The sequence below is a fragment of the uncultured Nostoc sp. genome (assembly GCF_964245575.1).
In the GTDB taxonomy this organism is placed as follows: domain Bacteria; phylum Cyanobacteriota; class Cyanobacteriia; order Cyanobacteriales; family Nostocaceae; genus Nostoc.
Genome location: NZ_CAXTNP010000034.1, coordinates 1 through 24,010 on the forward strand (window position 1 = coordinate 1; position 24,010 = coordinate 24,010).

The following is a 24,010-nucleotide window of genomic DNA, read 5'->3' on the forward strand; positions in this document are numbered from 1 at the left end:
CTCCCCACTCCCCACTCCCCAAGATACCGTTGCAATAAACCAATTACAACTTCGGGTATTTCCAAATGAGGTAATATTCCTGCATCTGCGATCGCATAAAAATCTTGAATTGCACTTGTATTTAAATTTGCCAAGCGTCGTCCTAATTTGATGCTGGTAAATTGTGCCTTTTCTCCCCAAAAAATTACCGTGGGAGTTGTCAGTTGTTTAATATATAAACTCAGGTCAAAATAAAGATCGCCCCGCAAAAATGACAAAGCAGCAAACTTGGCATTAGGCTGTTGTGCAGAGGTTAAATAAGCCTCCACCATTTCTGGAGATACTCGTTGTGACTTGGCAAACAGAAAGCTTTGCAAAAAATTTCGGACTGCAATTTCATTTTCAGCACCAAGCATATAAATAAAATTGTCCAACAGAGGCGCATTGATTACCGAAAGCGGAAGTCTGCGTCCAGCACCCTGCCCAAAATCATCAAATCCAGAGGGGGACACCAAAAACAGTCCTTTAAATAAATTGGGTTGAACAATAGCTAGGCGAATAGCAAAAGCGGCTGTTAGAGACGAGGCTACCACCGTCACTGGTTGACGACAAGTTTCGATGATAAACTCTGCGATCGTGCTGAGATAATCCCTAATTTTATAATCCCGGACTGGATGAGCCGATTCTCCCCAGCCGATTAGATCGGGAGCTAAAATGTGGTAATTAGAGGCAAAAGCCGGGTAAACTTTAGACCATTCATACGCAGATGCCCCACCACCAAAGTTATGGAGAAACAGTAGTGGAGGTAAATCTTCAGTATCAGCGAACGCCCAAGGTGCATTCGTTTGGGTATAGTAAACCATTGCCCCCAAGGATGTATGGATAAGTTTATGTCCAAAGCCAGGAGGTTGAAACTGAAGCATAAAATTAAAAAGTATAGTTTAATGGCACTTTACCCGAAGGCAAAATTACGAGGTATAAAGTCAAGCTTACCGATAAATATCAGAGTAAGTAAAATCTTTGTCTCTTAAGCTATTTCATATTTAATTTGCATACAGTCAAACTAATTCATAATTCATTCTTATTTTTTGTCGGCATCTCCTGTGATTTGAACAAGTTGATGGAGGTTATCGCCACTAATATGATAAGCTGCCCCAAAACCAACTACAAAACGACCTTCACTCGGAGTTAGCTGAAAAATCCGAAAGTCAGACAAACCGCGCAAAACCTCAATAATTTGACCAAACCGCCCTTGAAATTGCTCAACAATTTGATTCCACTTATCAGTTTCACGCTCTATCAAAGTTGCCGTACAATCAAAACTCAAACGGCGACGGGCAAAAATTAGATTACTCTTGGCTTCATCCTCGATAAACAAGACACTAACATGAGGATTGTCATAGAGATTTTTGGTATGAGTTGCAAGACCACTGACGTAAATGTAGATGTTTTTGGAATCATCAATTACAAAGGGAGCATAACTAGCATTGGGTATTGCTTGGGCGCTCACGGTGCTAATGATTACACTCTCAACTTCTTCAGTAAACTTTTCGTACTCAGCTTGAATGTTTTCAAGTTGACTCATAAGTAAATTATCGTTTAATTAGTAACAATTAATTATTGTAACGTGATTGAGCGATGTCTACGACGGGCTGTTTAGCGTCGCATGAAATGCCAAATATTTTGCTTAATTATAGCTAGACTAAAACTTGTGATAAAAAAGAATTAGCTCGAATTTATACATTTAGTTTTCTGCTTTTTTGCTTATGTTACAACCAAAGATTGCAAAATATCTTTATAATACGCAATAAATTAAATACAATTTATTTAAGCATAATTACATATATAAGGTTCGGTGATGGCGGCGTTAGGGCAATTGGTAAAGCTGATGCCCAAACACCCGCAATGTTTGTACTGCGGGATTTGCATCCATTTGTGAAAAATCTGACTACCGAGAAGAATGCCCGAATTGTGCGGGGTTAAAGCGATCGCAGCGCTAATTGCTGGAACAATCCAAAGTAACGCCAAAAATCCCAAAAGGCTTTCCATAGAAAACATCCCCATTCTTTAGATGTCTCACAGGTTATCTGCGATCGTCTACGTCACTCCTATTTTTGCTTGAGAGATTGATGTATGCGTATTCCGCATTTTTTTTTGGGAATTCTAATAAAGAATCAGAAAGTAAAGCACCATGACAGACAACCAAAATCAACCCAGAGATTATGATGCAGTGTTGGGAGGACAATCTCCGCCTCCTGTGGATGGAGTAGTTTTAGGAGGAATTGAGGGAGTTAAACGTTGTTTATCAAATCCTGTGACTCAAGTGCGGGTTGCTGCACTTAGCGAAGCCTTGAAATATGGCGATACTGGGTTGGATGTATTAATTCAAGGATTGCAAGATAAATCTAGGTTGGTGCAGCGTTTTGCTTATCGACTATTGCGCCAAAAAGTAGAACCGCAAGTCAAACAAGCTTTACAAACATATAAACCTTGGTACTTGGAAGAGAGATTTAACGAGTATCCAATGAATGCTAGTCTATTTGCAAATCGGCAAGTTGTAGATTTCGATCCAAATGTAGGTATTGCCGAACCTGTTAATAATGCTTATGCTCTTAGATGTGGGCATTATGAATATGAGCAGAATTTACCAAGTCAACTTAGTAGACTTCTGGAAGAACCCAACAGCGATAAATTAGAAGCTTTAGTGTTTGGTTTGTGGGTGGAAGCATACGAAATAGATTCAAGTATTATTGTCCAAGCTTTAGTTGATGCTAAACAACGTTTAACTAATCTTAAAGCTGTTTTCATCGGTGATATTGATTCTCATGATTGCGAAATCTCTTGGATTCGACAAAGTAATATAAGTCCCATTTTGCAGGCTTATCCTAAACTGGAAATTTTGCAAGTTCGTGGAGGGGATGGTTTACAATTTAGTCCGCCGATACGACATAATAACCTGAAAGCGTTGATTATTGAAACTGGGGGTTTAAGTCGAGATACTGTTACCCAAATTTTTCAGATGAATCTGCCAGCATTAGAACATTTGGAATTATGGTTTGGCAGTGATAATTACGGCGGAGATTGTTGGGTTGAAGATTTAAATCAGGTTCTATTTGAAGAAAGATTTCCCAAGTTAAATTATTTAGGATTACGCAATAGCCAATTTACCGATGAAATAGTCAGCGTTCTTGTAGGTTACCCAATCATTGATTCTATCTGCGTACTTGACCTTTCAATGGGAACGCTGAGTGATGCTGGTGCAAAAGAATTGCTAAATTGTTCTGCGATAAATAATCTTGATATTCTCAATATTTCAGAGAGCTTTTTATCTCAGGAAATGATTGAAAAGTTCTCTAAGTTGGATGTGCGTGTTTTGGCAAATAATCAGAAAGAAGAAGATGACGATAGCTATATTCATAGTCGCTATTGTTCTGTTTCTGAGTGAAATTTACAGCACTGGGGGACTGGAAGTTACGGCTACACAGACAAAACCCGCACTTCAACAAGCTCAGTGACCACCTGCGCGGGTTAAAAAACTTTCTCTTAATTAGTTCAATTTTAACTATGAATAATAACTCTAATCAACCCGGAGAATTTGACGCAGTACTTGGTGGAGAACAGCAGACTCAAAACTACGCTGTAGTTTTGGGAGGAATTGAGGGAGTTAAAAATCGTCTAAATAGCGAAGATGATGAAGTCAGAATTGCGGCGCTTGAAGATGCGCTTAAATATGGTGATGCAGGAGTAGATTTAATTATTGAGGAGTTATATAACTCTTCAGACAAAATACACGATCGTGCTATTTGGTTACTACGCAAAGCGGGTATTAAAGGCAAACAGGCATTACTAGATTATGACCATTGGTTAGTTTTAACTACATTTAACAATTGGGAAGATTACTATTATGACAGATATGACAGAATTAATGACCCAACAGACACAGCATACCGTGTAAATAGTCAATATAAATTATCGCGCTTGCTGCAAGATCCCAAAGCTAAGGATATAGAAGCAATCAAATGCGGAATGTATTACAAAGACCCAAATTGCAAAACCGCTTTTAAAGATTATGCTGACACTCTTGTTAAGGATCGGGAATTACTTACTAATTTAAAAGCAGTATTAATTGGAGATAACTGCGATATTATTAATATTAAATATAGAGAGTCAAATATTAACATAACTAGTATTCATCCTCTACTAAAAGCTTATCCTAACTTAGAGTTACTTCACATTCGTGGTCAAATGCTTGAGGAAGATATTCTCAAGCCTGAACTAAAAATACTACAAGTTCGGAATTCTCAAAATAATTCTATTATTCCAGTCAACCTTTTAAAACATGGGAGTTTAAAAACTCTGATTATTGATGCTGATGGTATATCTGATAGTAATCTTGCGAAAATTTGCAATTTAGATTTACCATCTCTAGAGTACTTTGAGCTATGGCTAAGTAGAAGCAATTTAAGCAATATCAATATCGATAGTTTAGCACCTGTACTTTCAGGTAAATCTTTCCCTAATTTGGTGTATTTAGCAGTAAGAAAATGCGGAAATATGAGTGAAGTTACTCGGGCTATTGTTAATTCTCCAATCATGAAAACTTTGAAGATACTTGAGGTAACAGATGGAAATATAAGTAGTGGAGGTGCTATGGCTTTGTTAAAGTCTCCAACAGTTAATCGCCTACACACTCTCAATGTTTCTGGAAATCGTTTACATAAAAATACAATTGAGCAACTTTCTGAGTTGAAATGTCGAGTAATTGCAGATTCTCAGTTTAGCGATCGCTATTACTCACTCTGGGAATAAATTAATAAAATAATACAAGTTTATCTAAGATGAACAACAATCCAAATCAACCAAGAGAATATGATGCAGTGCTTGGTGGAGAAACACCTCCTGCTAGTCATGTGGTATTAGCAGGGATTGCAGGAGTTAAGAATCGCTTAAAAAGTGGAATTTTTGAAGTACAGGTTGCTGCACTTGCTGATGCATTAAATTATGGAGATGCAGGTTTAAATTTGGTGATTGATGCCTTGCAAGATTATTCACATAAGATTCACCAAATTGCAGTTGAACTATTGCAAGAAACAGAAGGGAAAGGTAAGCAAGCACTTTTAGGCTGTGAACCTTGGTTATTTTTTGCAACTTTAAAAGATTGGACATCGGAAAATTTTAATCCGAAAGCTGGTATCACTAATCCATCTGAGACAGCCTATAGAGTAAATATTGAGCAATTAAAGTTACTATTGCAAGACTCACAAGTTAGCCAAATTGAAGCTTTAATTTGTCATTTATCTGGGTACGACTGTTATTACGAAGTTAGCCAAGATTTTTATAGTTATGTTGATATTCTCTTTGAAGCGCGTCAGCAATTAACTAATCTTAAAGCTTTGTTTATAGGTGATTGTCGAGATAATTACTACAAAAAATCTTATATAGGTGTGGGGGATATGACTTTAATATTAGAAGCTTGTCCTAATCTAGAAGTGCTACATATTCGTGCTTGCTGCAACGAACTAGAATGTGAACAGCTACAACATAATAATTTGAAAACTCTAATTATTGAGACAGCAAATATTAGTGATGTAGCCATTTATCGCCTTTGCTCACTTTATTTACCAGCGTTAGACTATTTTGAATTATGGATGGGTAGACCTTCTGAACATAGTTGTAATGAGACTATTGACAGCATAAAACCAATTCTTTTTAGTGAATCATTCCCGAACTTAAGCTATTTAGGTTTGCATAGCGATTATGCTGATGCAATTGCTGATGCGATCGCACAATCTTCTTTCATGGCTGAATCTCCCATTATTGCGACTCTTGAAGTACTTGATTTATCAATGGGAAACTTGACTGACACAGGTTTGAACGCTTTAATTGAATCTCAAGCAATTATTAATTTACATACCCTCAATATCGCTCACAATTACGTATCAGAAGAATTTATTCAGGAGATTAAACAATCATCGCTTATTGATTGTTTATTGATTGCTCATTCTCAAGAAAAGATATATGACGGGTGTAGTGCTTCTCGCTACTCTACGTTATACGAATGAAAATTTTTACCTATCAATTAGGATTAGCCAAAATGAACAACGATCCAGATAAACCGAGAGAATTTGATGCAGTACTTGGGGGACAATCAGCACCTCCTGCTAGTGGTGTGGTTTTAGGAGGAATTGAAGGAGTTAAAAATCGGTTTAAAAGCCCTGAAGCTAGAGAAAGAGCATTTGCATTGATTGATGCTTTGCGCTATCAAGAAGAAGGTTTTCAATTGGTAATTGAAGCCTTGAAAGACCCTTCAGATAAAGTGCAGATGTTTGCTGCTCGTCTTCTCCGGGATAAAGGTGAACAAAAGGGTAAACAGGTTTTATTGAGACATAATCCTCAGCAATGTTTTACGATGCTAGAAGATTGGCAATTTGAAACTTTTTATCCAAATATTGGAATCACTTCTGCAATTAGTACAGCTTACAATGTTAACCTCTATCGTGAGGAGCCAAATCCTCGTGGAGGATTTCGTGTAGTTGAAGATTTTAATCTAGATGCTCTTCAATTATTCCTCAATGATATCCAAGTCAGTGAAGTTGAAGCTTTAGCTTGTTGGATGCCTGATGAAAGATATTTACAAATATATCACGAAGAGTGTCAGACACTTCTAAATATGCTTTGGAAAGCTAGTCAAAAGTTAATAAAATTAAAAGCTTTATTTATTGGCGATCGCCGTCAACATGAATATAAGAAATCACGTATTTATTTAAGTGATATGATTTATATTTTAGAGAATTTTTCCAAATTAGAAGTGCTGAAAATACACGGAAATCCTGATAATAATCTCTTTTCAAAAAAACTCTACCATCCATCTTTAAAAACTTTACTCTTAGAAACAGCAGATAACAATGCTAGCACATTAGCACAAGTATGTACTCTGGAATTGCCATCACTTGAATATCTGGAATTATGGGGAGGACGCTGTAGATATTCACATTTTGATTTTTTTGAGACACTATTTTCAGGTGAATTACTTCCTAATTTATCTTATCTTGGTCTACCAAGCTTTGAAAATACTGACGTGCTTGTAGAAGCTTTAGTACAATCTCCAATTATTGAACGTCTAGCTGTGCTTGATATATCGATGGGAACTTTAACTGATAAAGGTGCAGAAAATTTGCTAAACTGCCCAAGTGTAAATCGGCTTTACACACTTAATATTTCCAAAAACTGCATATCCCCACAGATGGTTCAACAATTGTCTCAACTTGATTGTCGATTAATTGCAGATTCGCAAGAAGAAAATGAGAACTACCGTCGAGGAGGATCGGCTTCACGTTATTACGCATTATACGAATAAACAATATATCAAAAATGCTAAATTTCATTCTCATCGCCAACCCTGAAAATCGCCGTGTTGGTTTCTTTCAACAAGCACTAACTCATTTCAATTTACCACCAGCCACCGTAGTAGATTACGCAGATTTAATATCAGGTAAACAAACTCTCGCACAATTCAACGCACCTAACACGATTATCCGCTTTGATTCTCCAGAAAAGAACTTTGATATTGATAAAGCCATCATTGGGGAAGGGAGTAGCGAGTGGGGAGTAGGGAATGGGGAGATTTTTAATCATCAACGTATCAGTAAAGAAGCGGCGACAAAATTAGAATTCGACAAAGGACTCATCCTCTACCCGCGACAGTGGTATTTAGGCTGGCGATATCTCCTGCAAAAATGGGAATCTCAACTTACTCCACTCCAGGGTTACTTCATGAACCATCCCCAAGATATCGCTGTGATGTTTGACAAACCAGCTTGTCACGAAAGATTCAGCCGTCATAATATCCCCGTTCCTCGTTCTCTAAGTAAAATTCACAATTACGAACATTTGCGCGAACAAATGCAAACACAGGGAATAGAACGAGTATTCGTCAAACTCTCCCACGGTTCCGCCGCTTCTGGAGTCGTTGCTTATCGCGCAAATTCGCGTTTTGAATCAGCCATAACTACTGTTGAACGAGTGCGAGAAAATGGGCAAACTCTGCTTTACAACTCCCGTAAAATTAGGCACTACACTCGCCGCGAAGAAGTCGCCGATATCATCAACATCTTGACAGCAGAAGGCGTACAAGTTGAAGAATGGCTACCCAAAGCACATTTGCAAGAATGCGGGTTTGATGTGCGTGTAGTAGTTATTAATGGCGAAGCACAGCATATCGTTGTTCGCCTTGGTAAAAGTCCGATGACAAATTTGCATTTGGGGAATGAACGGGGAAATACTGAGGAATTCTTAGCAAAACTTGGTGTAGAAAATTGGGGGATAATGAAGCGAACTTGCGAACAAGCAGCAGCGTTATTTCCTAATAGTTTATATTGTGGAGTGGATTTACTAATTTTACCAGATTGGAAAACTCATGCGATTTTAGAAATTAATGCTTTTGGTGATTTATTACCGGGTATTTTGTGGAATGGAATAGATACTTCTACAGGTGAAGTTAAAGCAATTTTGGCAAGATAAATGTAGGGTGCGACTATAAATTAGGATTAACCAAAATGAAGAACAATTCCAAACCAAGAGAATTTGACGCAGTACTTTGTGGAGAAGCGCCACCTCCTGTTATTGGTGTGGTTTTAGGAGGAATTGAAGGCGTAAAAAGTCGCTTAAAAAGTTCGGTTCTTGAAGTGAAAATCGCTGCTCTTTCTGAGGCTTTGAATTATGGGGATATGGGTTTAGATTTAGTGATTAATACTTTAACGGATTCTTCCGAGCAAGTGCAGCGTTTTGCTGCAAGGCTATTGAAGAGAAGTGGAAATAAAAAAGTGAAGCAAGCAGTAATAGATTATGACATTTGGTTATTTTTTCATTTGCTAACAGAATGGAAATTTGAAAATTTTGACCCCTCTATTGGTATCACCAATACAATTGATACAGCCTATGTCCTTGGATATATTGAATATACCCCTTTCGATTTTAGCCAATTTGAAGCTTTGCTTCGGGACTCTCAAGCCGATAAAATCCAGGCTTTAGTTTGCCAAATATGGGCAGAGGATTACCGTAATACAAGGGCTGGTAATATCATAAAAGCTATTTCTTCTGCATATAAGGAACTGACCAGTCTTAAAACTCTTTTCATTGGAGATGGGTATGATGAACCATACAAAATTTCTTATGTTTCTTTAGGTGATGTTAGCCCAGTACTGACCGCTTATCCAAACCTAGAAGTCTTACAAGTTCGTTGTGATGATTCTCTAGAGTTCAGTCCACTACAACACGATAGCTTAAAGACATTGATTGTTGAAACTGGTCACGGACTCAGCTATAAAACTATCGATCAAATTTGTGTTCTTGAACTGCCCAATCTAGAGTATCTAGAATTATGGCTGGGTAGAGACGATGATTTCCATTATGAAGGAATAAATTCAGGTATCAGCAGATTGATACCTCTTCTGAAAAATCAGTTATTTACTAAATTAGAATATTTAGGTTTAAAGAGTTGTGAGTATGCAGATGAACTTACTGGATTTTTAGTGGAATCTCCTTTAATAGATAATCTTAAAGTATTGGATTTATCAAGGGGAAAATTAACAGATAAAGGCGCACAAGTTTTACTTAACTGTTCAAAAATCAATGATCTCCATATACTGAATGTTTCTATGAATCGTTTATCTCCAAGTATGATTGAGCAGCTATCTCAACTCAATTGTCACGTAGAAGCAGAACCACAAGATACTGAAAGTATTAGAGGGTTGCGCTATTGGTCTCTGTATGAATGAAATAAAAAATAGAAACTAAATCTCGTTCCTCTCTGCGCCTCTGCGTGAACTTAAAAATATGTAGGCGATCGCTAAAATTTCTCAAGCATAATTTCTATTCTGAATTTCTTATTTTTCCTCGCTATGTTCAATATGAATCAAATTGTCGGAACCCACGATATCTTATTTATCACCCTAGACACATTGCGTTACGATGTAGCTAAAAACCTACTCGCACAAAAACGCGCTCCAAACTTAGCAAAAGTACTCTCAAAAACAGGCTGGGAAGAACGACATTCACCCGGAAATTTCACTTATGCTTCTCATCATGCGTTTTTCGCAGGTTTTTTACCCACACCTGTAACACCTGGAATTCACCCCCGCCTTTTTGCTTTGGGATTTGAAGGAAGTACCAGCACAACTGATAAAACTTGTGTGTTAGATAGCTCAAATATTGTTAGTGGATTAGCTGCTAAGGGATATCATACAGTTTGCATCGGTGGAGTTGGTTTTTTTAACAAACGCAGCCCTTTAGGTAATGTATTTCCTTCAATGTTTGCTGAAAGTTACTGGAGTCCAGAGTTAGGTGTTACCAATCCTCTATCTACAGAAAATCAGGTAAATCTTGCGCGACAGATTTTAGAAAAAACGCCAAACAATCAACGTATATTTTTATTTATTAATATTTCGGCTTTGCATCAACCAAATTATTTCTATCTTCCCGATGCAAAAGATAAAATCGATACGATTGAATCTCACGCCGCAGCTTTGGAATACGTCGATCGCCAATTAGCCAAACTCTGGAATATTATACGACAAAGGCATTCTACTTTTTGCATTCTGTGTTCCGACCACGGGACAACTTATGGTGAGAATGGTTACACTGGACATCGACTCAGCCATCCTGTGGTTTGGACTGTTCCCTATGCAGAGTTTATTTTATGAAAATCTCACGCAGAGGCGCAGAGTTATTCTTTGCGTGAGACTTAAAACAAATTCTTAACTTGTCACTAAAATCCTTGAAATTCTATGATTAAAACCCAAAATCCCCAATCTAAAATCCAAAATCTAAAATCTAAAATCGCCCAGTCTCCTTATCAAGCATACGTCTATTCTTACCCCCACAAAACAGCCTACCGTCCCCTCACTCCACCTGTGTATCTCCCAGAACTTTGGGCGCAGCAAGATAGACAAGTGCTATTTCTCTACATACACATACCGTTTTGTGAAATGCGTTGTGGGTTCTGCAACCTGTTTACCACAGTCAGCCACAATGAAGATTTTATGAGTCAATATGTCCGCACAGTACAGCGACAGGCGCAACGGATGAAGGCGGTGTTGGGTGATGCGTCATTTGCTAGGTTCGCTATTGGTGGCGGAACTCCCACCCAATTACCCATTCAGCACCTCGAAACTATTCTCGATATTGCTGAAAATACGATGGGTGCAAAGTTACAGGTAATTCCCATTTCTGTGGAAGTTTCGCCAGAAACCGCCACTGAGGATAAGTTAAAGCTGTTGCGATCGCACGCCGTTGATCGTGTTAGTATTGGTGTCCAAAGTTTCATCGATTCGGAAGTTTTAGCAACCCAGCGCCGTCAATCTACTACTCAGGTTGAAGCAACCCTGACAAGGATAAAAGAGATTGGATTTCCCACTCTGAATATCGATCTGATTTACGGTTTACCCGAACAAACTGTAAATACTTGGTTGCAATCCATACAAGCTACTTTGCGCTTTCAACCAGAAGAAATTTATCTATATCCATTGTATGTGCGATCGCTCACAGGTTTGGGACGCACAGATCGAGAATGGGACGATATTCGTTTAGCTTGTTATCGGGAAGGGCGATCGCTATTATTGTCAGAAGGATATACGCAAGTTTCTATGCGGATGTTTCGACGAGTGGAAGTAGGACAAGGTAGCAATATTTCTCCCTCATCTCCCTCATCCCCCTTATCCCCCTCATTTCCCCCCTCTCCCGTCTACTGCTGTCAAGCCGACGGGATGATTGGTTTAGGTTGTGGCGCACGTTCCTACACTAATACTTTGCAGTACTCCAACGAATATGCAGTGGGAGCAAAGGGAATCAGCGAGATTTTACAAGCATATATTCAAACAGCAGATGAGTCATTTGATTACGCCCACTATGGTTTTCAACTAAATGCTGAAGAACAACATCGGCGGTATATTTTGTTATCATTGCTTTCCGATGAAGGATTGAATTGTGCTAGTTATCGTCAACAATTTGGTAGTGAAGTATACGCTGATTTTCCAGAATTTTCAGAATTGCTTGCTTTGAATTTGGCGATAAAAGATGAGGATATTTTGCAGTTAACTGAATTTGGCATTGAGCGTTCTGACACTATTGGCGCGTGGTTATTTTCTGATAAAGTTCAGGAATTAATGCAGGATTATGAGTTGAGATAGTGGGATTTAAAAAAGATTTGTATAGAAGCGATTAATCACATCTAGACGAAAATTGACAACTTAAATTTACGACGACTAATTTTAAGAAAAATATGACTAATAATCAAAATCAACCCAGAGAATTTGATGCAGTACTCGGAGGAGAAGCACCACCTACGACTGATGCTGTACTAGGTGGTATTGAAGGAGTTAAGAAACGTTTAGCAAGTCCTTATGTAGAAATACGTATAGCTGCCGTTCAAGATGCATTGAATTATCAAACAGGAGGGTTAAATTTAGTAATACAGTCATTGCATGATTCTTCAAGAAAAGTCCGTCAAGCTGCCTATAATTTATTACGTGAGAGAATTGAGCCTCAAGTCAAAAAAATTTTGCAGGAATATAAATATTGGGACTTATTTGAGCGAATCAGTGAAAGTTTAAACGAGGGTTATATTTATAATACTTTCAAAAAGTTATACAATCGGGAAGTTGAGGATTATAACTCTAAAATAGGTTTTCAAAATCATGCTGGAAAAGCTTACGTCATAGATGATGATAATTTGCTTAATCTTTTAAAAGATCCTCAAGCTAATAAAATAGAAGCTTTAATATATAGAGGATATTATGATACTCTACTTTTATCTCAAGAAATATTAAAAAATATTAAAGCTTTTTTTTATGGGCCATACGATTATGATTACCAAATTTCGTGGACGTATATTAGGGATATAAGCCTTATCTTAAAAGCATTTCCTACTTTAGAAATGTTGTTAGTTCGCGGTGGAGATTTTCAAGCAACCAGTTATCAATGGAAAGAATTCACTGCTTTACGTCACGAATATTTGAAGGTGCTAATTGTGGAAACGGGAGGATTAGGTCGTGACAAAATTGCTCAAATTATCTCTCTCGAACTACCAGCATTAGAACATTTAGAATTATGGTTAGGTAGTGCTCAATATGGTGGGAACTCTTCTATTGATGATTTAATGCCAATTTTATCAGGTGATTTATTCCCAAAATTGACTTACTTAGGACTGCGTAATAGTGAATATACTAATAATATTGCTGCTGCTATCGTTAACTCTCCTGTTATTAATACAATCAAAGTTCTAGACCTTTCATTAGGAGATTTAGGAGATGAAGGTGCTGAAACTTTACTAAATTGTTCTGCTATGAATAAGCTAGATATTCTGAACGTTTCTAATAGTTGTTTAACTGAAAAAATGGTTGAAAGGTTGAAAATGTTAGATGTCGAAGTTATCGCAGATACAGTAAAGGAGCCAGACGATCGCTATTGTTCTGTTTCTGAATAATCAAACTTACAAAAATTAATTTGGATATTCAATTAATATGCAACTCACTATCCTTTATCGCGGCCCTTTAATCAGTTGCAACTACGGTTGTGAATATTGCCCCTTTGCCAAACGCCAACAAACAGCCGCCGAATTAGCAATTGATCAACAAGCACTAGCACGTTTTGTCAATTTTATTTACCAACATCCCCAACATCAATTTTCTATTCTTTTTACTCCTTGGGGAGAAGCCCTAATCCATTCTTGGTATCAGCAAGCACTGATAAAATTAACGCATCTACCCAATGTTAATAAAGCAGCAATTCAAACTAATCTCTCCTGTAATTTAGATTGGGTAGAGGAATGTAACAAAGATAAATTGGCGCTTTGGGCAACTTTTCATTCTGAATGGGTGTCACGCGATCGCTTCTTAGCCAAATGCCTTAATCTAGACAACAAAAATGTCAAATTTAGCGTGGGAGTTGTAGGTTTTCCCAAGTTTCAAGCGGAAATAGCAGCTTTACGTCAGGAGTTACCACACCACGTTTATTTGTGGATTAATGCTGTCAAGGCAGAACTTCCTAATTTATCACCAGAAAATCGAGAATTCTTTCAATCTATTGACCCATTATATGAATTAAATACTCAACATTATCCTAGCTTGGGGCATTCTTGTCGGGCTGGAAAATCAGTAATTTCTGTTGATGGTGATGGGACAATGTATCGATGTCATTTTATTAAAGCAGCAATTGGTAATATTTATGATTCTGACTGGGAAGCAGCTTTGTTTGATCAACCTTGTACCAACCAAACTTGTCACTGTCATATTGGTTACGTTCATCTAGAATATTTAGAAATGAATAAGGTATTTGGTTCTGGTATTTTAGAAAGAATTCCTGATAATTGGGTTAATCAAAATTGTAATAATGCTATATAGCGTTTCCTAGTCATACAAGTTACATCTTAGCCCCCTCATCGCTTGCTCTTAGGGGGTTGGGGGTGGGGTTATCATAATTAATTATGCGGACATGATAATAGAGGGGCATGAGTTCATTCGCCATCTGTGCTGTTATGGGAACTTGTAGTAAATATGGAAGTAGGAGACAGTGAGCGATCGCTAGCCTTTTTACGTTGGTACAGACTTTGATTACTGGAAGCCCTTAATTTTTATATTTTTTTGATGAATTTATACTAGTATATTTCCGAAAGAATTATAGTTTTAATTAAGACTAACTAATTACTAGTTTGTAATAGTCTATTTATGAGCAATTTTCATCAACATGGAAAAGAAGACGCAACTCATAGCAGCGAGAATCGGCAATACGCCTCCTTAGTAGAACAACTTGATTTGATGATTCGGGCACGGTATCCCTTACTATATGTGATTACCGTTGAAGAAGAACCTGTGGAAGAAGTGTTGCAGCAAGTTGCATCGCGTTCTATGCCAAAACGACAAGTTTTATTTTGGGATATTGTCCGGGGTTGGAGTGATAATGGTGCAGATAAAGGTTCGGTGATGGCGGCGTTAGGGCGAATTGGCAAAGCTGATGCCCAAACACCTGCAATGTTTGTACTGCGAGATTTGCATCCATTTGTGAAAAATCCGACTACAGAGAAGAATGCCCCAATTGTGCGGGAATTGCGAAACTTGACGCGGGAGTTAAAGCGATCGCGTAAAATTATCATCACCACCAGCCATACTTTAGAACTTCCCGATGAGTTACTGCAAGAAGTGACAGTAGTGGATTTTCCCTTACCTAGCGTTAGGGAAATAGATAATTTAATTCAACAGTTAGTAGTACCAGATAAGTTAAATGTTTCCGGTTTAGCGCGGGAACAGTTAGTTAAAGCCTGCCAAGGTTTAAGTCGCACCCGGATTTCTAGAGTGTTGGCAAAAGCTTTAGCTGCTAAACAGCAGGTAAATGAGTCTGACATTGACGGCGTGTTAGAAGAGAAAAAGCAAGCAATCCGCCAAACTGGGATTTTAGAATTTTTCACACCACAAGAATCACTCAAACGAGTTGGTGGATTAGATCATCTCAAACAATGGGTACTAATGCGCCAAGATGCTTTTACCGAAGAAGCCAGACGCTACGGTATTCCTAACCCCAAAGGGATGTTACTTGTGGGCATTCAGGGAACAGGTAAATCCCTTTCAGCCAAGACAATTGCCCATGAATGGCGCTTACCGCTATTAAGATTAGATTCTGGGCGTTTATTTGGTGGGATTGTCGGCGAAAGCGAAAGCCGCGTGCGCCAAATGATTCAGCTAACCGAAGCAATGGCACCCTGCGTTTTGTGGATTGATGAAATTGACAAAGCCTTTGGTAATATTACCAGTAGCATTGATGGGGATTCGGGGACATCGCGCCGCGTGTTTGGCAGTTTGATTACCTGGATGCAGGAGAAAACCGCGAGTGTGTTTATTGTTGCCACAGCAAATAATGTTAAAATATTACCAGCCGAGTTGTTGCGGAAAGGGAGATTTGATGAAATTTTCTTTTTGAATCTACCTACAGAAGCCGAACGCCAAGAGATTTTTAAAGTTCATTTGCAACGGTTACGCCCCAATCGGCTGCGAGAATTTAACTTAGCTTTGTTAGCCAAACAGAGTCTCAATTTTAGCGGTGCGGAAATTGAGCAGGTAATAGTTGATGCCATGCACCAAGCATTTTCCACAAGAATTGAGGGACAGCGCCGAGACTTTAATACAGAGGATATTTTACAGGCTGTAGCGCAGACAGTGCCCTTAGCTGCGATCGCACATGAACAAATTGAAGCATTAAAGCAATGGGCAGCACAAGCCGGTGCAAGAACCGCCTCCAATGATGTGCTGTTAGTAGAAGAATTAAAACAATACTCAACCGAACAAGGAATAGGCCCTTTAGAAGTCGATTAAAATAGAAAAACTATGTGTTTCCTGCGCCTCGTTTTTTAATCCAAAATCTCAAATCCAAAATTGGTATTATGTCTCATTTCACAACTATAAAAGTCCAAATCAAACGCGGTGAAATTCTGCATCAAGTTTTGCAAGAATTAAACTATCAAGTTGAATGCAACACAAATGTACGCGGATATCGAGGCGATACGACTCAAGCCGAGTATGTGATTCGCCAGAAAAATGGTTATGATTTAGGTTTTCGCCGCAGTGGTGAAAATTACGAAATAGTTGCAGACTTTTGGGGAGCAAAAATTAATCAACAGCAGTTTGTTAATTCCATCAGCCAAAAATATGCTCATAAAACCTTGATGGCAACGGTGCAAGAACAAGGCTTTAATGTGGAGGACGAAGAAGTTTTAGAAGATGGAACTGTGCGAGTAGTTGTAGGACGTTGGGTTTGACATCCTCCCTCAGCTATACCGCTTGCGCGGTATAGCTGGGAATTCCAAGAATTTAATTTACTCTGGTATACCCAAAATTTTAATAGTTGTATCGATACTCCCGCTAACAACAGTTTTTCCATCAGGACTAACAGCTATGCAAGTAACACTAGCTGAATGTCCTTCTAAATCGTGATTTTCTTCACCTGTAAGCAAATTCCAAATTTTAATAATACCATTATTTAAACCTCCAAAGAAAGCTTCACCATCCTTGCTAACAGATATTGAGCGAATCTTATTATCTGCTTCCAGCGTAAGTGTATAAATTTTCTCTCTTTTTTCTATATCCCAAACATCAACCTGATTTTCTCCTCCAGCAATAGCAATTGTTCCATCTGGACTCATAGCAACACAAGAAAGTCCTGGTACATAATTATTTAAACCCAATGTTTCGTTTCCAAGAGTTGTAATTTGTTGTCTTTGCTTCCAATTCCAAATTTTGATTGCCCTATCGACAGAACTACCGCTAATCAAAGTTCTCCCATCAATACTAAGGGCAACATTAACACTATTCATTCCCCAAACGTGACAAGGATGCCCTCCCAATTTATAGTATTTTCCGGAACGGAGCTGTTCCCAAACGTAAATATTTTTATCTTGGCTACCACTGATAAGAGTCCCATCGGGAGTGACAGCAAGGGATAAAACAGCATCAGAATGTCCTTTCAGTGTACGAATATCTTGCTTATTTTGTAAATACCAAATTTTTATTTCATTCCAATTATTGCCATACAAAGTATTTCCATATGGACTGAATGCAAGTGCGTAAGGACATGATAAACCTTCGCCTAATGTGCAAATTAATTGGCTTGTTTGAAGATTCCATAATTTGATAGTTTTATCATGGCTTCCACTAGCGATAGTTTTTCCATCGGGACTAAATGCTATTCCATATACACTAGATGTATGTCCGGTTAAAGTAGTTAAACATTCAAAAAATTTATAATGGTATGGATTGAAAGCTGCAATAACCTGTTCAACACTAACTTTATTTATTTTATGTAATAACTTATATGCTACTGCTTTTAACTGCACCGATTCATTCTGTAAACTTTGAATGACTAACTTTAAGCCTGCATCACCATAGTCAAGCACATCAGTGAGTGCAGCTATTTTTACTTCTAGATTATTACTTAAAAGACGATGCTTAACGCCTTCGATTCCGCCTAAAACTAACCCATCTACAGGAGGTGGTGCTTGTCCTCCAAGTACAGCATCATATTCTCGCGGTTGATTGAGATTTTCTGGCATTATTTTCTTCATCGACACGAATACCAGTGTTCCCAATTTAGGAAATGCGATCGCACTTATTTGGAATCGCACCTATCCTTTATTCTATGGAACTCGCCATACTTGAATTAATTCCCTTACGTAAGTAACAATAGTCTGTGCATCTGGGCTAATAGCAATACTAGTAGCATGGCACTTGCGGAGTTCAGCAAGAAATTCTTGTGTCTGTAAATTCCAAATATTGAATCCACCGCCATTAACAAATATTTTTCCATCAGAACTGAAAGTTAATAGACCTGTACTACCATAAGGAAATAAAGTATGGATTTCTTTACCAGTTCTCAAATCCCATATTCTAATGTTTTTTGGTAAAGTTTCATGACCAGTTATCAGCGTGTGTCCATTGGGACTAATTGCTAGTGAGTAAGTTGTGCAAGGAACCCCATATATACAAGGATGCGGTATTAAAGTATAAATCTCACTTCCCGTTCTTAAATCCCAAATTTTAATAGTTTTATCTAAACTAGCGCTTGCTAAAATTTTTGCATCTATATTGATCGCAAGGGAAGTTATATTTTTTGAGTGTCCTTTAATAGTATAAATATTTTGTTTTGTTTCTAAATCCCAGACGATAATATTACCAGCTTCATTACCGCTAGCTAAGATTTTGCCATCAGAACTGAGAGCAATAGCGGTAATAGTATTGCGCTTTCTCAACTCCCACAATGGTTGTCCGCTAATAACATGACTTAATTGCTCAGTATTGAAATTCCAGATTTCAGTTCTAATGGTCTTGTCATGCTGAGAACCACCTATCGCCAACGTTTGAGCATCAGCACTGAAAGTTAAATTTCTTGGGTGGTCATTTCGTCTCGTACCAAATGTTTTATGGATGATACGAAGTTTTTTCCCAGTATTCAAATCCCATTTTTTAAAATATATATAAGTCCCACCAACAATACTGCCATCTTTTTGAGGCTTTTCATAACCACTATGGTTAGCGTCACAACAGACTAGGGTTTTGCTATCGGGATGAATGGCGATCGCTGCATAATACCCATTAAGCTCAATTGTATAAACACACTCAAAAAAACGATAGGGATTAAATTCTAAAATTGCCTGTTTTACTTTTAATTCTGAGATATCCCGCAATAATTTATATGCTGCTAACTGTACCCTTTTTGATGGGTCTTTTAAAGCCTGAATTACTAAATCCCAACCTTCCTGTCTATAGTTAATGAGTTGCGAAAGCGCTAAAAGGCGGTAATTTTCATCATTGCTAGCGAAACGTTGTTTTGCACCTTCCAATCCGCCTAAAACTACACCATCGACTGGCTGAGGATTTTTTCCGCCAAGTACTGCATCATATTCTCTTGGTTGATTGGTATTATCTGGCATCGCTTTTTACCTGTGGCTAATACCAGTGTTCCCAAATTTAGGTTATTTTGCAGTTTGCTAATTTCTCTGCGATCGCAGACAGGGTTTTGCAACCCGTCCAAAAGTCGCCTAACCCCCAACCAATAAATGCACCGCCACGGGGTAAGTTTCCTACCGGCGCACTCAAGTCGAATTTCAGGTCATTCCAATAGCACCAAGCACCTTGAGAAAACCATCCCACACCTTTACCAAAGCGACACCATGTTTCCCAGTCGGGATTTGATGTACCGCCAACGATTTGCCAGATATGCGTTTGGACAACAAAGCCAAAGCGTCCGTTGCTATATTTTTGCCAGAGAGTTTCAATGGTGTTTAAGTCTTCACAAGGGAATTTTTCGATATCTGATGGGTCTAAAAATCCTTGTGCTTTGCGATCGCATACCCGCAGCATTATATTAGCAGTCTCTTGGTCTGCATCTTTCCACTTTTCGGAAGCGAGGAAATTTTGCAAATGACTGTAGTTTAAATCAACCGCAGAGATTAATGGTATTTCCCTGTCTAGATAGGACTGTTGTTTTGCTAATGCTTGTTGTCCCAGCAGTGACGATACTGTAGATTGCAATTTTTCAGATTCAGTATTTACAATCTCAAACACCAACTTAGTACCGGCTTCGCCATACTTTAAGGCTTCTGCAACGGCGACAATTTGTTGTTCTGAAGATGTGGCGCTGTTTAAACGTCGTTTAACACCTTCTAGGCCTCCTAAAACTACGCCATCTTTTGGAGGTGGTACTTGTCCGCCAAGGACAGCATCATAAACTCTTGGGCGATTAGTATTTTCTTTCATCAGGTTTTTAATGTTGAGCCTACTACTTAGTATTCCCAATCACTTGAATTAGGCGATCGCACTTTTTTCTACCCTTATGGCATTCCCCATATTTTAATAGTCCCATCTACACTACCGCTAATAAGAGTTTGCCCATCAGCGCTAATAGCGACAGAACGAACCCCAGATGTATGTCCGTTGAAGATGGCTTTTCCCCGTCCTGTCTGTAAGTCCCATACTTTGATAGTGCTATCTCCGCAACTGCTAATCAAATTCTGCCCATCTGGACTGATAGCAATACAAAAAATACTACCTGATTGTGTATTTATGGTAAATTTTTCCTCTCCTGTAAGCAAACTCCAAACTTTAATTATGCCGTTGTTATCACCATTAACTAAAGTTTCTCCATCTGGGCTAATTGCAATGGACAGAACAGGCTGAGAATGTGCTTTGAGGGTACGCATTACTTCGCCTGTCTCCAAATTCCATATATCAATGCGATTGCTACCATTAGCATCAACAAGAATTTGTTTATTTGGTGTAATAGCAAGACAATGACTATGGGCACCATGATGAGGTTTTTTCAGGGTACGCAGTTGCTGTTGCGTTTGTAAGTCGCACACCAAAATCATCTTTTGATAAGTAATTCTACAAGCAAGCAAGTGACCATCAGGACTAATAGCAAAACTATCAATCCCTCCTGACATAGGGAAAAGTCTAATTCTGGCTGGAGATTCAACCTCATTCGCATAAGTAGCAAAAGTGAGAATGTCCTCTTGTGTACCTGTCTGCAAATTCCACAATTTGATTGTTTCGCGGCAACTAGTAAAAACGCTTTGCCCATCAGGATTGAAAACAACAGACTTAATATAGCTTAAATGCCCAACAAGAGTTTTGAGGAGATGACCTGTTTTTAAATCCCAAAGTTTTACAACTTCACCATTTTCATTCACAAATTCAACACCACCACCACTAATAAATGTTTGCCCATTAGGACTAATGGCTACGGTGTTAACACGATCTGTATGTCCGCTTATTGTTTGCAGGCATTCAAATAGTAGCCAAGGATCATACTTTTGCAGTGCTTGTTTTACTCTTGGTTCTGTCCGATACTGGAAAAGTAAATTTTCAGCAATTTGCTGTATTTCTGGTGATACATCTGTCAAAGTCCGAATGATTAATTCTAAACCTGCTTCCCCATACTTGAGTGCATCTGCTAGCGCCGCAATTCTTTGTTCCAAAGATACACTAGCTAAACGCTGTTTAACAGCATCTATCCCGCCTAAAACAACGCCAGCAACAGGTGGTGTAACTTGCCCACCTAACACAGCATCATATTTTCTAGGTTGATTCTCATTTTCTGGCATTGCAATTTACCAAATTACGGTAATTTTTTAAACAAACCGCAAAGACGCGAATAACGCGAAGATAAGATTATTTTAGTTTAGCGATCGCACCCCTATCTACTAACATTTTCCCCGTTAGTAAATCTTTCACTGTCACTACTAATACCCGTTGTTCATTCACTTCAAATTGTGCCTGTATTCGGTCTACTCCTGTTTCTCCAGGTGGTTCGATATGGGCGACACATACTTGTTGATGATGAGTTTCCAAAGAGCGATAACTATCTTGTTTTACTAACTGGCTGCTCGTCATCCTTCCTTGAAAATCGTAATAAACTTCCGCTTGGGAAACTTCTGCTACTTCCCCAATATCGAGGCGAATTTCTCGCTGTCCCTCTGTGGCGACTTGCAGAGTTAAAGCTTCAGAACGCGCCCCTGGATACTTTGCCCCTTTTTCGATCAAAGGTAAATAAGAATAACTTTTGCTGTGGGGTTCCCAAAGACGGATAGCATAACTGTGGCGTAGGTAATCATCAACTGCTGCCATTTCGCTTAATGCTAATGCGCCATGTGCAACAGCTTCAAAGGGTTTATCTAATTTAACTTTTTGTCTGCCAAAATAGGAAATTACTAGTTGTTGGATAGCGGGAATTTCACAAGTACCACCGACTAATAAAACCTGTTCAATTGTAGATTTGCTGATACCTTTAGCAAGTGCGAGCGCTAATACTTCATCTATTGCCTGTCTTAGCTGTTCTAATAATTGTTGATTTTCTAAAATCTCGCCTAACTCGTCCCGATGCAATTGCAATTCATGGGACATAAAATTCTCGTCATCAAACCAAGCTTCTTTGGCCTCATCTGTTGTCGAAATTTGAATTTTTACCCTTTCTGCTACTTCCAGCAAATTCATAAAGCCGATTTCTCCAACTTCAGCACGCGAGGAACCGATTTTTTGCAGGTAATGTTCGACAATCCATGTGTCAATATCTACGCCGCCAATAAAAGCATCGGATTTGGCAATAACTTCGGCACGCACTACTTGCTGTTCAGATTCAGCGCTGACAGTTCGTACTAAACTTAAATCTAGAGTACCCCCGCCAAAATCAACCACCAAAACCACAGCCCCAGGATGCTTGACAGCATAACCAAGGGCGGCTGCGGTAGATTCATCGACAATTTGCACTGCGGGAATATTTAACTTGTCGCCCAAATTGCGAAACCAGTCAAGATATCGCTCAAATGCACCGACGGGAACTGTGAAAATAACGCTACTGGGTTGTAATTGCTGTTCAACCTGTTGCCAAATTTTCTTGAGAAACAGTTCCGAAACCACCTCAGCACTGTAACTATTACCATCCAACTGTCGCGGAGGTGGCACAAAATCTGCTGCTAAATCACGTTTGAAAGCTCTAAAACAGCGTTCCGGCTGGGCAAACCCTAAGCGTTTGGCGCGTACAGATTCACCAAACCAGATGCGATCGCGCCCTTCCACAAATACTAAACTGGGTACAACGCTTACCTGTTCTGCCCCGATTTCAAAGCGGCGCGACATCAAGTCAAATCTCAATGTCCGTGGTTTTTGCGTAATCAAATCGGTAGTACAAACAACAGTGTTGCTCGTACCAAAATCAATTATTACTGTTGTCATTGGTCATTTATCATGGAGCATGGGGCATTGGGCAAGAAGGCAATAGCTAATATGCAACAACATTTCTTAATTTTGAATTTTGAATTTTGAATTGTTTATCCCCCTCCTGGTAAGGTGCGACTAACTTTCGCAGGGGCAAGAATTCTTCCTTGATGCTGATAACCGACAAATCGGATGTAAACTAACTCATCTTCAGTAATATCAGCAGCGTCTGGTTGATGAATTTGAGGATTGTAAGCTACTTGTTCCCAAGGTTTGCCTATCTGTTCGTAACCCCATTTATACAGGAGGTTATCTAACGAAGTAAACATCGAAAGCAGATTTTTCGCAGGCAATTCTGGTTTAACACGCACCATCTGATGGATGCTGGGATAGTTTGTTAACAATGTCTGCAATTGCTCAAATGTTGAAGAACGTATTTCATCTGTCAGTTCAAGACGCTGCTGCTGCAATTCCTCATGCAGTCGTAAGCCTTCCTGATGCAGTGCTGCTTTTTCCAAAACAAGCTGGTGTAACTTTTGCTCTAACTCTAAGTATTTTTGATGAGTTGCTTTTAGTTCCTCCTCTAGCAATTCAATTTGCGTAGACGCCTTGGCGCAGCCTCTCGTAGAGAAGCGGCTTGTCGTTAGACATCGCGCCAGCTCTAACTTGTTAGTTTCCAAGTCTGCTTTGCGGGCGATCGCAGCTCTAATTGCTGGAATAATCAACAACAGAGTGCAAATCCCTATTGCCATTGTCAAAAGGCTTAAAAGAGAAAACATTCC

General features: G+C 38.8%; 21 protein-coding genes. 12 read left to right on the forward strand and 9 right to left on the reverse strand.

What is annotated here, in order from left to right; all coding sequences use genetic code 11:
• The 3 genes from ACFFAP_RS08070 to ACFFAP_RS08080 form a co-directional block, all read right to left on the reverse strand.
• A partial coding sequence (locus tag ACFFAP_RS08070) for an alpha/beta fold hydrolase (RefSeq protein ID WP_375510732.1) occupies positions 1-902 on the reverse strand: 902 nt, incomplete at its 3' end.
• Positions 903-1,060: 158 nt separating this feature from the next.
• On the reverse strand, positions 1,061-1,564 hold the full coding sequence (locus tag ACFFAP_RS08075) for a HugZ family protein (protein WP_375510733.1): 504 nt from the start codon (positions 1,562-1,564) through the stop codon (positions 1,061-1,063).
• Between the two features lie 242 nt (positions 1,565-1,806).
• The gene (locus ACFFAP_RS08080) at positions 1,807-2,028 is read right to left on the reverse strand and encodes a hypothetical protein (protein WP_375510734.1); all 222 of its coding nucleotides are present in this window, start codon (positions 2,026-2,028) and stop codon (positions 1,807-1,809) included.
• Between the two features lie 142 nt (positions 2,029-2,170).
• Between ACFFAP_RS08080 and ACFFAP_RS08085 the strand changes: the two genes are divergently transcribed.
• The 12 genes from ACFFAP_RS08085 to ACFFAP_RS08140 all read left to right on the forward strand — a co-directional run bounded on the left by ACFFAP_RS08085 (position 2,171) and on the right by ACFFAP_RS08140 (position 16,780).
• Entirely contained in the window at positions 2,171-3,424 is a 1,254-nt protein-coding gene (locus ACFFAP_RS08085; protein WP_375510735.1) for an STM4015 family protein, read from the forward strand.
• 200 nt (positions 3,425-3,624) lie between these two features.
• Positions 3,625-4,788 (forward strand): hypothetical protein, encoded by a 1,164-nt coding sequence (locus tag ACFFAP_RS08090; protein ID WP_375510736.1) that lies wholly within the window; start codon positions 3,625-3,627, stop codon positions 4,786-4,788.
• 29 nt (positions 4,789-4,817) lie between these two features.
• Positions 4,818-6,041: a hypothetical protein gene (locus tag ACFFAP_RS08095; RefSeq protein WP_375510737.1), complete on the forward strand. Its 1,224-nt coding sequence runs from the start codon at positions 4,818-4,820 to the stop codon at positions 6,039-6,041.
• Between the two features lie 32 nt (positions 6,042-6,073).
• A complete protein-coding gene (locus ACFFAP_RS08100; protein WP_375510738.1) occupies positions 6,074-7,336 on the forward strand; it encodes a hypothetical protein in 1,263 nt (420 codons plus the stop codon).
• A 14-nt stretch (positions 7,337-7,350) separates the two neighbouring features.
• Positions 7,351-8,499, forward strand: a complete 1,149-nt coding sequence (locus ACFFAP_RS08105; RefSeq protein WP_375510739.1) for an STM4014 family protein — start codon at positions 7,351-7,353, stop codon at positions 8,497-8,499.
• Positions 8,500-8,534: 35 nt separating this feature from the next.
• Complete coding sequence (locus ACFFAP_RS08110; protein ID WP_375510740.1) at positions 8,535-9,755, forward strand: HEAT repeat domain-containing protein; 1,221 nt, start codon at positions 8,535-8,537, stop codon at positions 9,753-9,755.
• Positions 9,756-9,887: 132 nt separating this feature from the next.
• Positions 9,888-10,679 (forward strand): STM4013/SEN3800 family hydrolase, encoded by a 792-nt coding sequence (locus ACFFAP_RS08115; RefSeq protein ID WP_375510741.1) that lies wholly within the window; start codon positions 9,888-9,890, stop codon positions 10,677-10,679.
• Between the two features lie 84 nt (positions 10,680-10,763).
• Entirely contained in the window at positions 10,764-12,164 is a 1,401-nt protein-coding gene (locus tag ACFFAP_RS08120) for an STM4012 family radical SAM protein (RefSeq protein ID WP_375510742.1), read from the forward strand.
• A gap of 92 nt (positions 12,165-12,256) precedes the next feature.
• Positions 12,257-13,459: a HEAT repeat domain-containing protein gene (locus ACFFAP_RS08125; RefSeq protein ID WP_375510743.1), complete on the forward strand. Its 1,203-nt coding sequence runs from the start codon at positions 12,257-12,259 to the stop codon at positions 13,457-13,459.
• Between the two features lie 37 nt (positions 13,460-13,496).
• A complete protein-coding gene (locus ACFFAP_RS08130; RefSeq protein ID WP_375510744.1) occupies positions 13,497-14,375 on the forward strand; it encodes an STM4011 family radical SAM protein in 879 nt (292 codons plus the stop codon).
• Between the two features lie 324 nt (positions 14,376-14,699).
• Positions 14,700-16,337 carry an AAA family ATPase gene (locus ACFFAP_RS08135; RefSeq protein ID WP_375510745.1) on the forward strand — a complete coding sequence of 546 codons (1,638 nt, stop codon included), beginning with the start codon at positions 14,700-14,702 and terminating at the stop codon, positions 16,335-16,337.
• A 68-nt stretch (positions 16,338-16,405) separates the two neighbouring features.
• Positions 16,406-16,780, forward strand: coding sequence for a DUF1257 domain-containing protein (locus tag ACFFAP_RS08140; RefSeq protein WP_375510746.1), 375 nt, complete (start codon positions 16,406-16,408; stop codon positions 16,778-16,780).
• Positions 16,781-16,837: 57 nt separating this feature from the next.
• Here the strand turns inward: ACFFAP_RS08140 and ACFFAP_RS08145 are convergent, their stop codons facing one another.
• The 6 genes from ACFFAP_RS08145 to ACFFAP_RS08170 all read right to left on the reverse strand — a co-directional run bounded on the left by ACFFAP_RS08145 (position 16,838) and on the right by ACFFAP_RS08170 (position 24,007).
• Positions 16,838-18,070, reverse strand: a complete 1,233-nt coding sequence (locus ACFFAP_RS08145) for a WD40 repeat domain-containing protein (RefSeq protein ID WP_375510747.1) — start codon at positions 18,068-18,070, stop codon at positions 16,838-16,840.
• An 84-nt stretch (positions 18,071-18,154) separates the two neighbouring features.
• Complete coding sequence (locus ACFFAP_RS08150; RefSeq protein ID WP_375510748.1) at positions 18,155-19,447, reverse strand: WD40 repeat domain-containing protein; 1,293 nt, start codon at positions 19,445-19,447, stop codon at positions 18,155-18,157.
• A 37-nt stretch (positions 19,448-19,484) separates the two neighbouring features.
• Positions 19,485-20,273, reverse strand: a complete 789-nt coding sequence (locus ACFFAP_RS08155) for a GUN4 domain-containing protein (protein ID WP_375510749.1) — start codon at positions 20,271-20,273, stop codon at positions 19,485-19,487.
• 74 nt (positions 20,274-20,347) lie between these two features.
• A complete protein-coding gene (locus ACFFAP_RS08160; protein WP_375510750.1) occupies positions 20,348-21,619 on the reverse strand; it encodes a WD40 repeat domain-containing protein in 1,272 nt (423 codons plus the stop codon).
• Positions 21,620-21,686: 67 nt separating this feature from the next.
• Positions 21,687-23,246, reverse strand: a complete 1,560-nt coding sequence (locus ACFFAP_RS08165) for an Hsp70 family protein (protein ID WP_375510751.1) — start codon at positions 23,244-23,246, stop codon at positions 21,687-21,689.
• A gap of 95 nt (positions 23,247-23,341) precedes the next feature.
• Positions 23,342-24,007: a hypothetical protein gene (locus ACFFAP_RS08170; protein WP_375510752.1), complete on the reverse strand. Its 666-nt coding sequence runs from the start codon at positions 24,005-24,007 to the stop codon at positions 23,342-23,344.
• Positions 24,008-24,010: the final 3 nt, after the last annotated feature.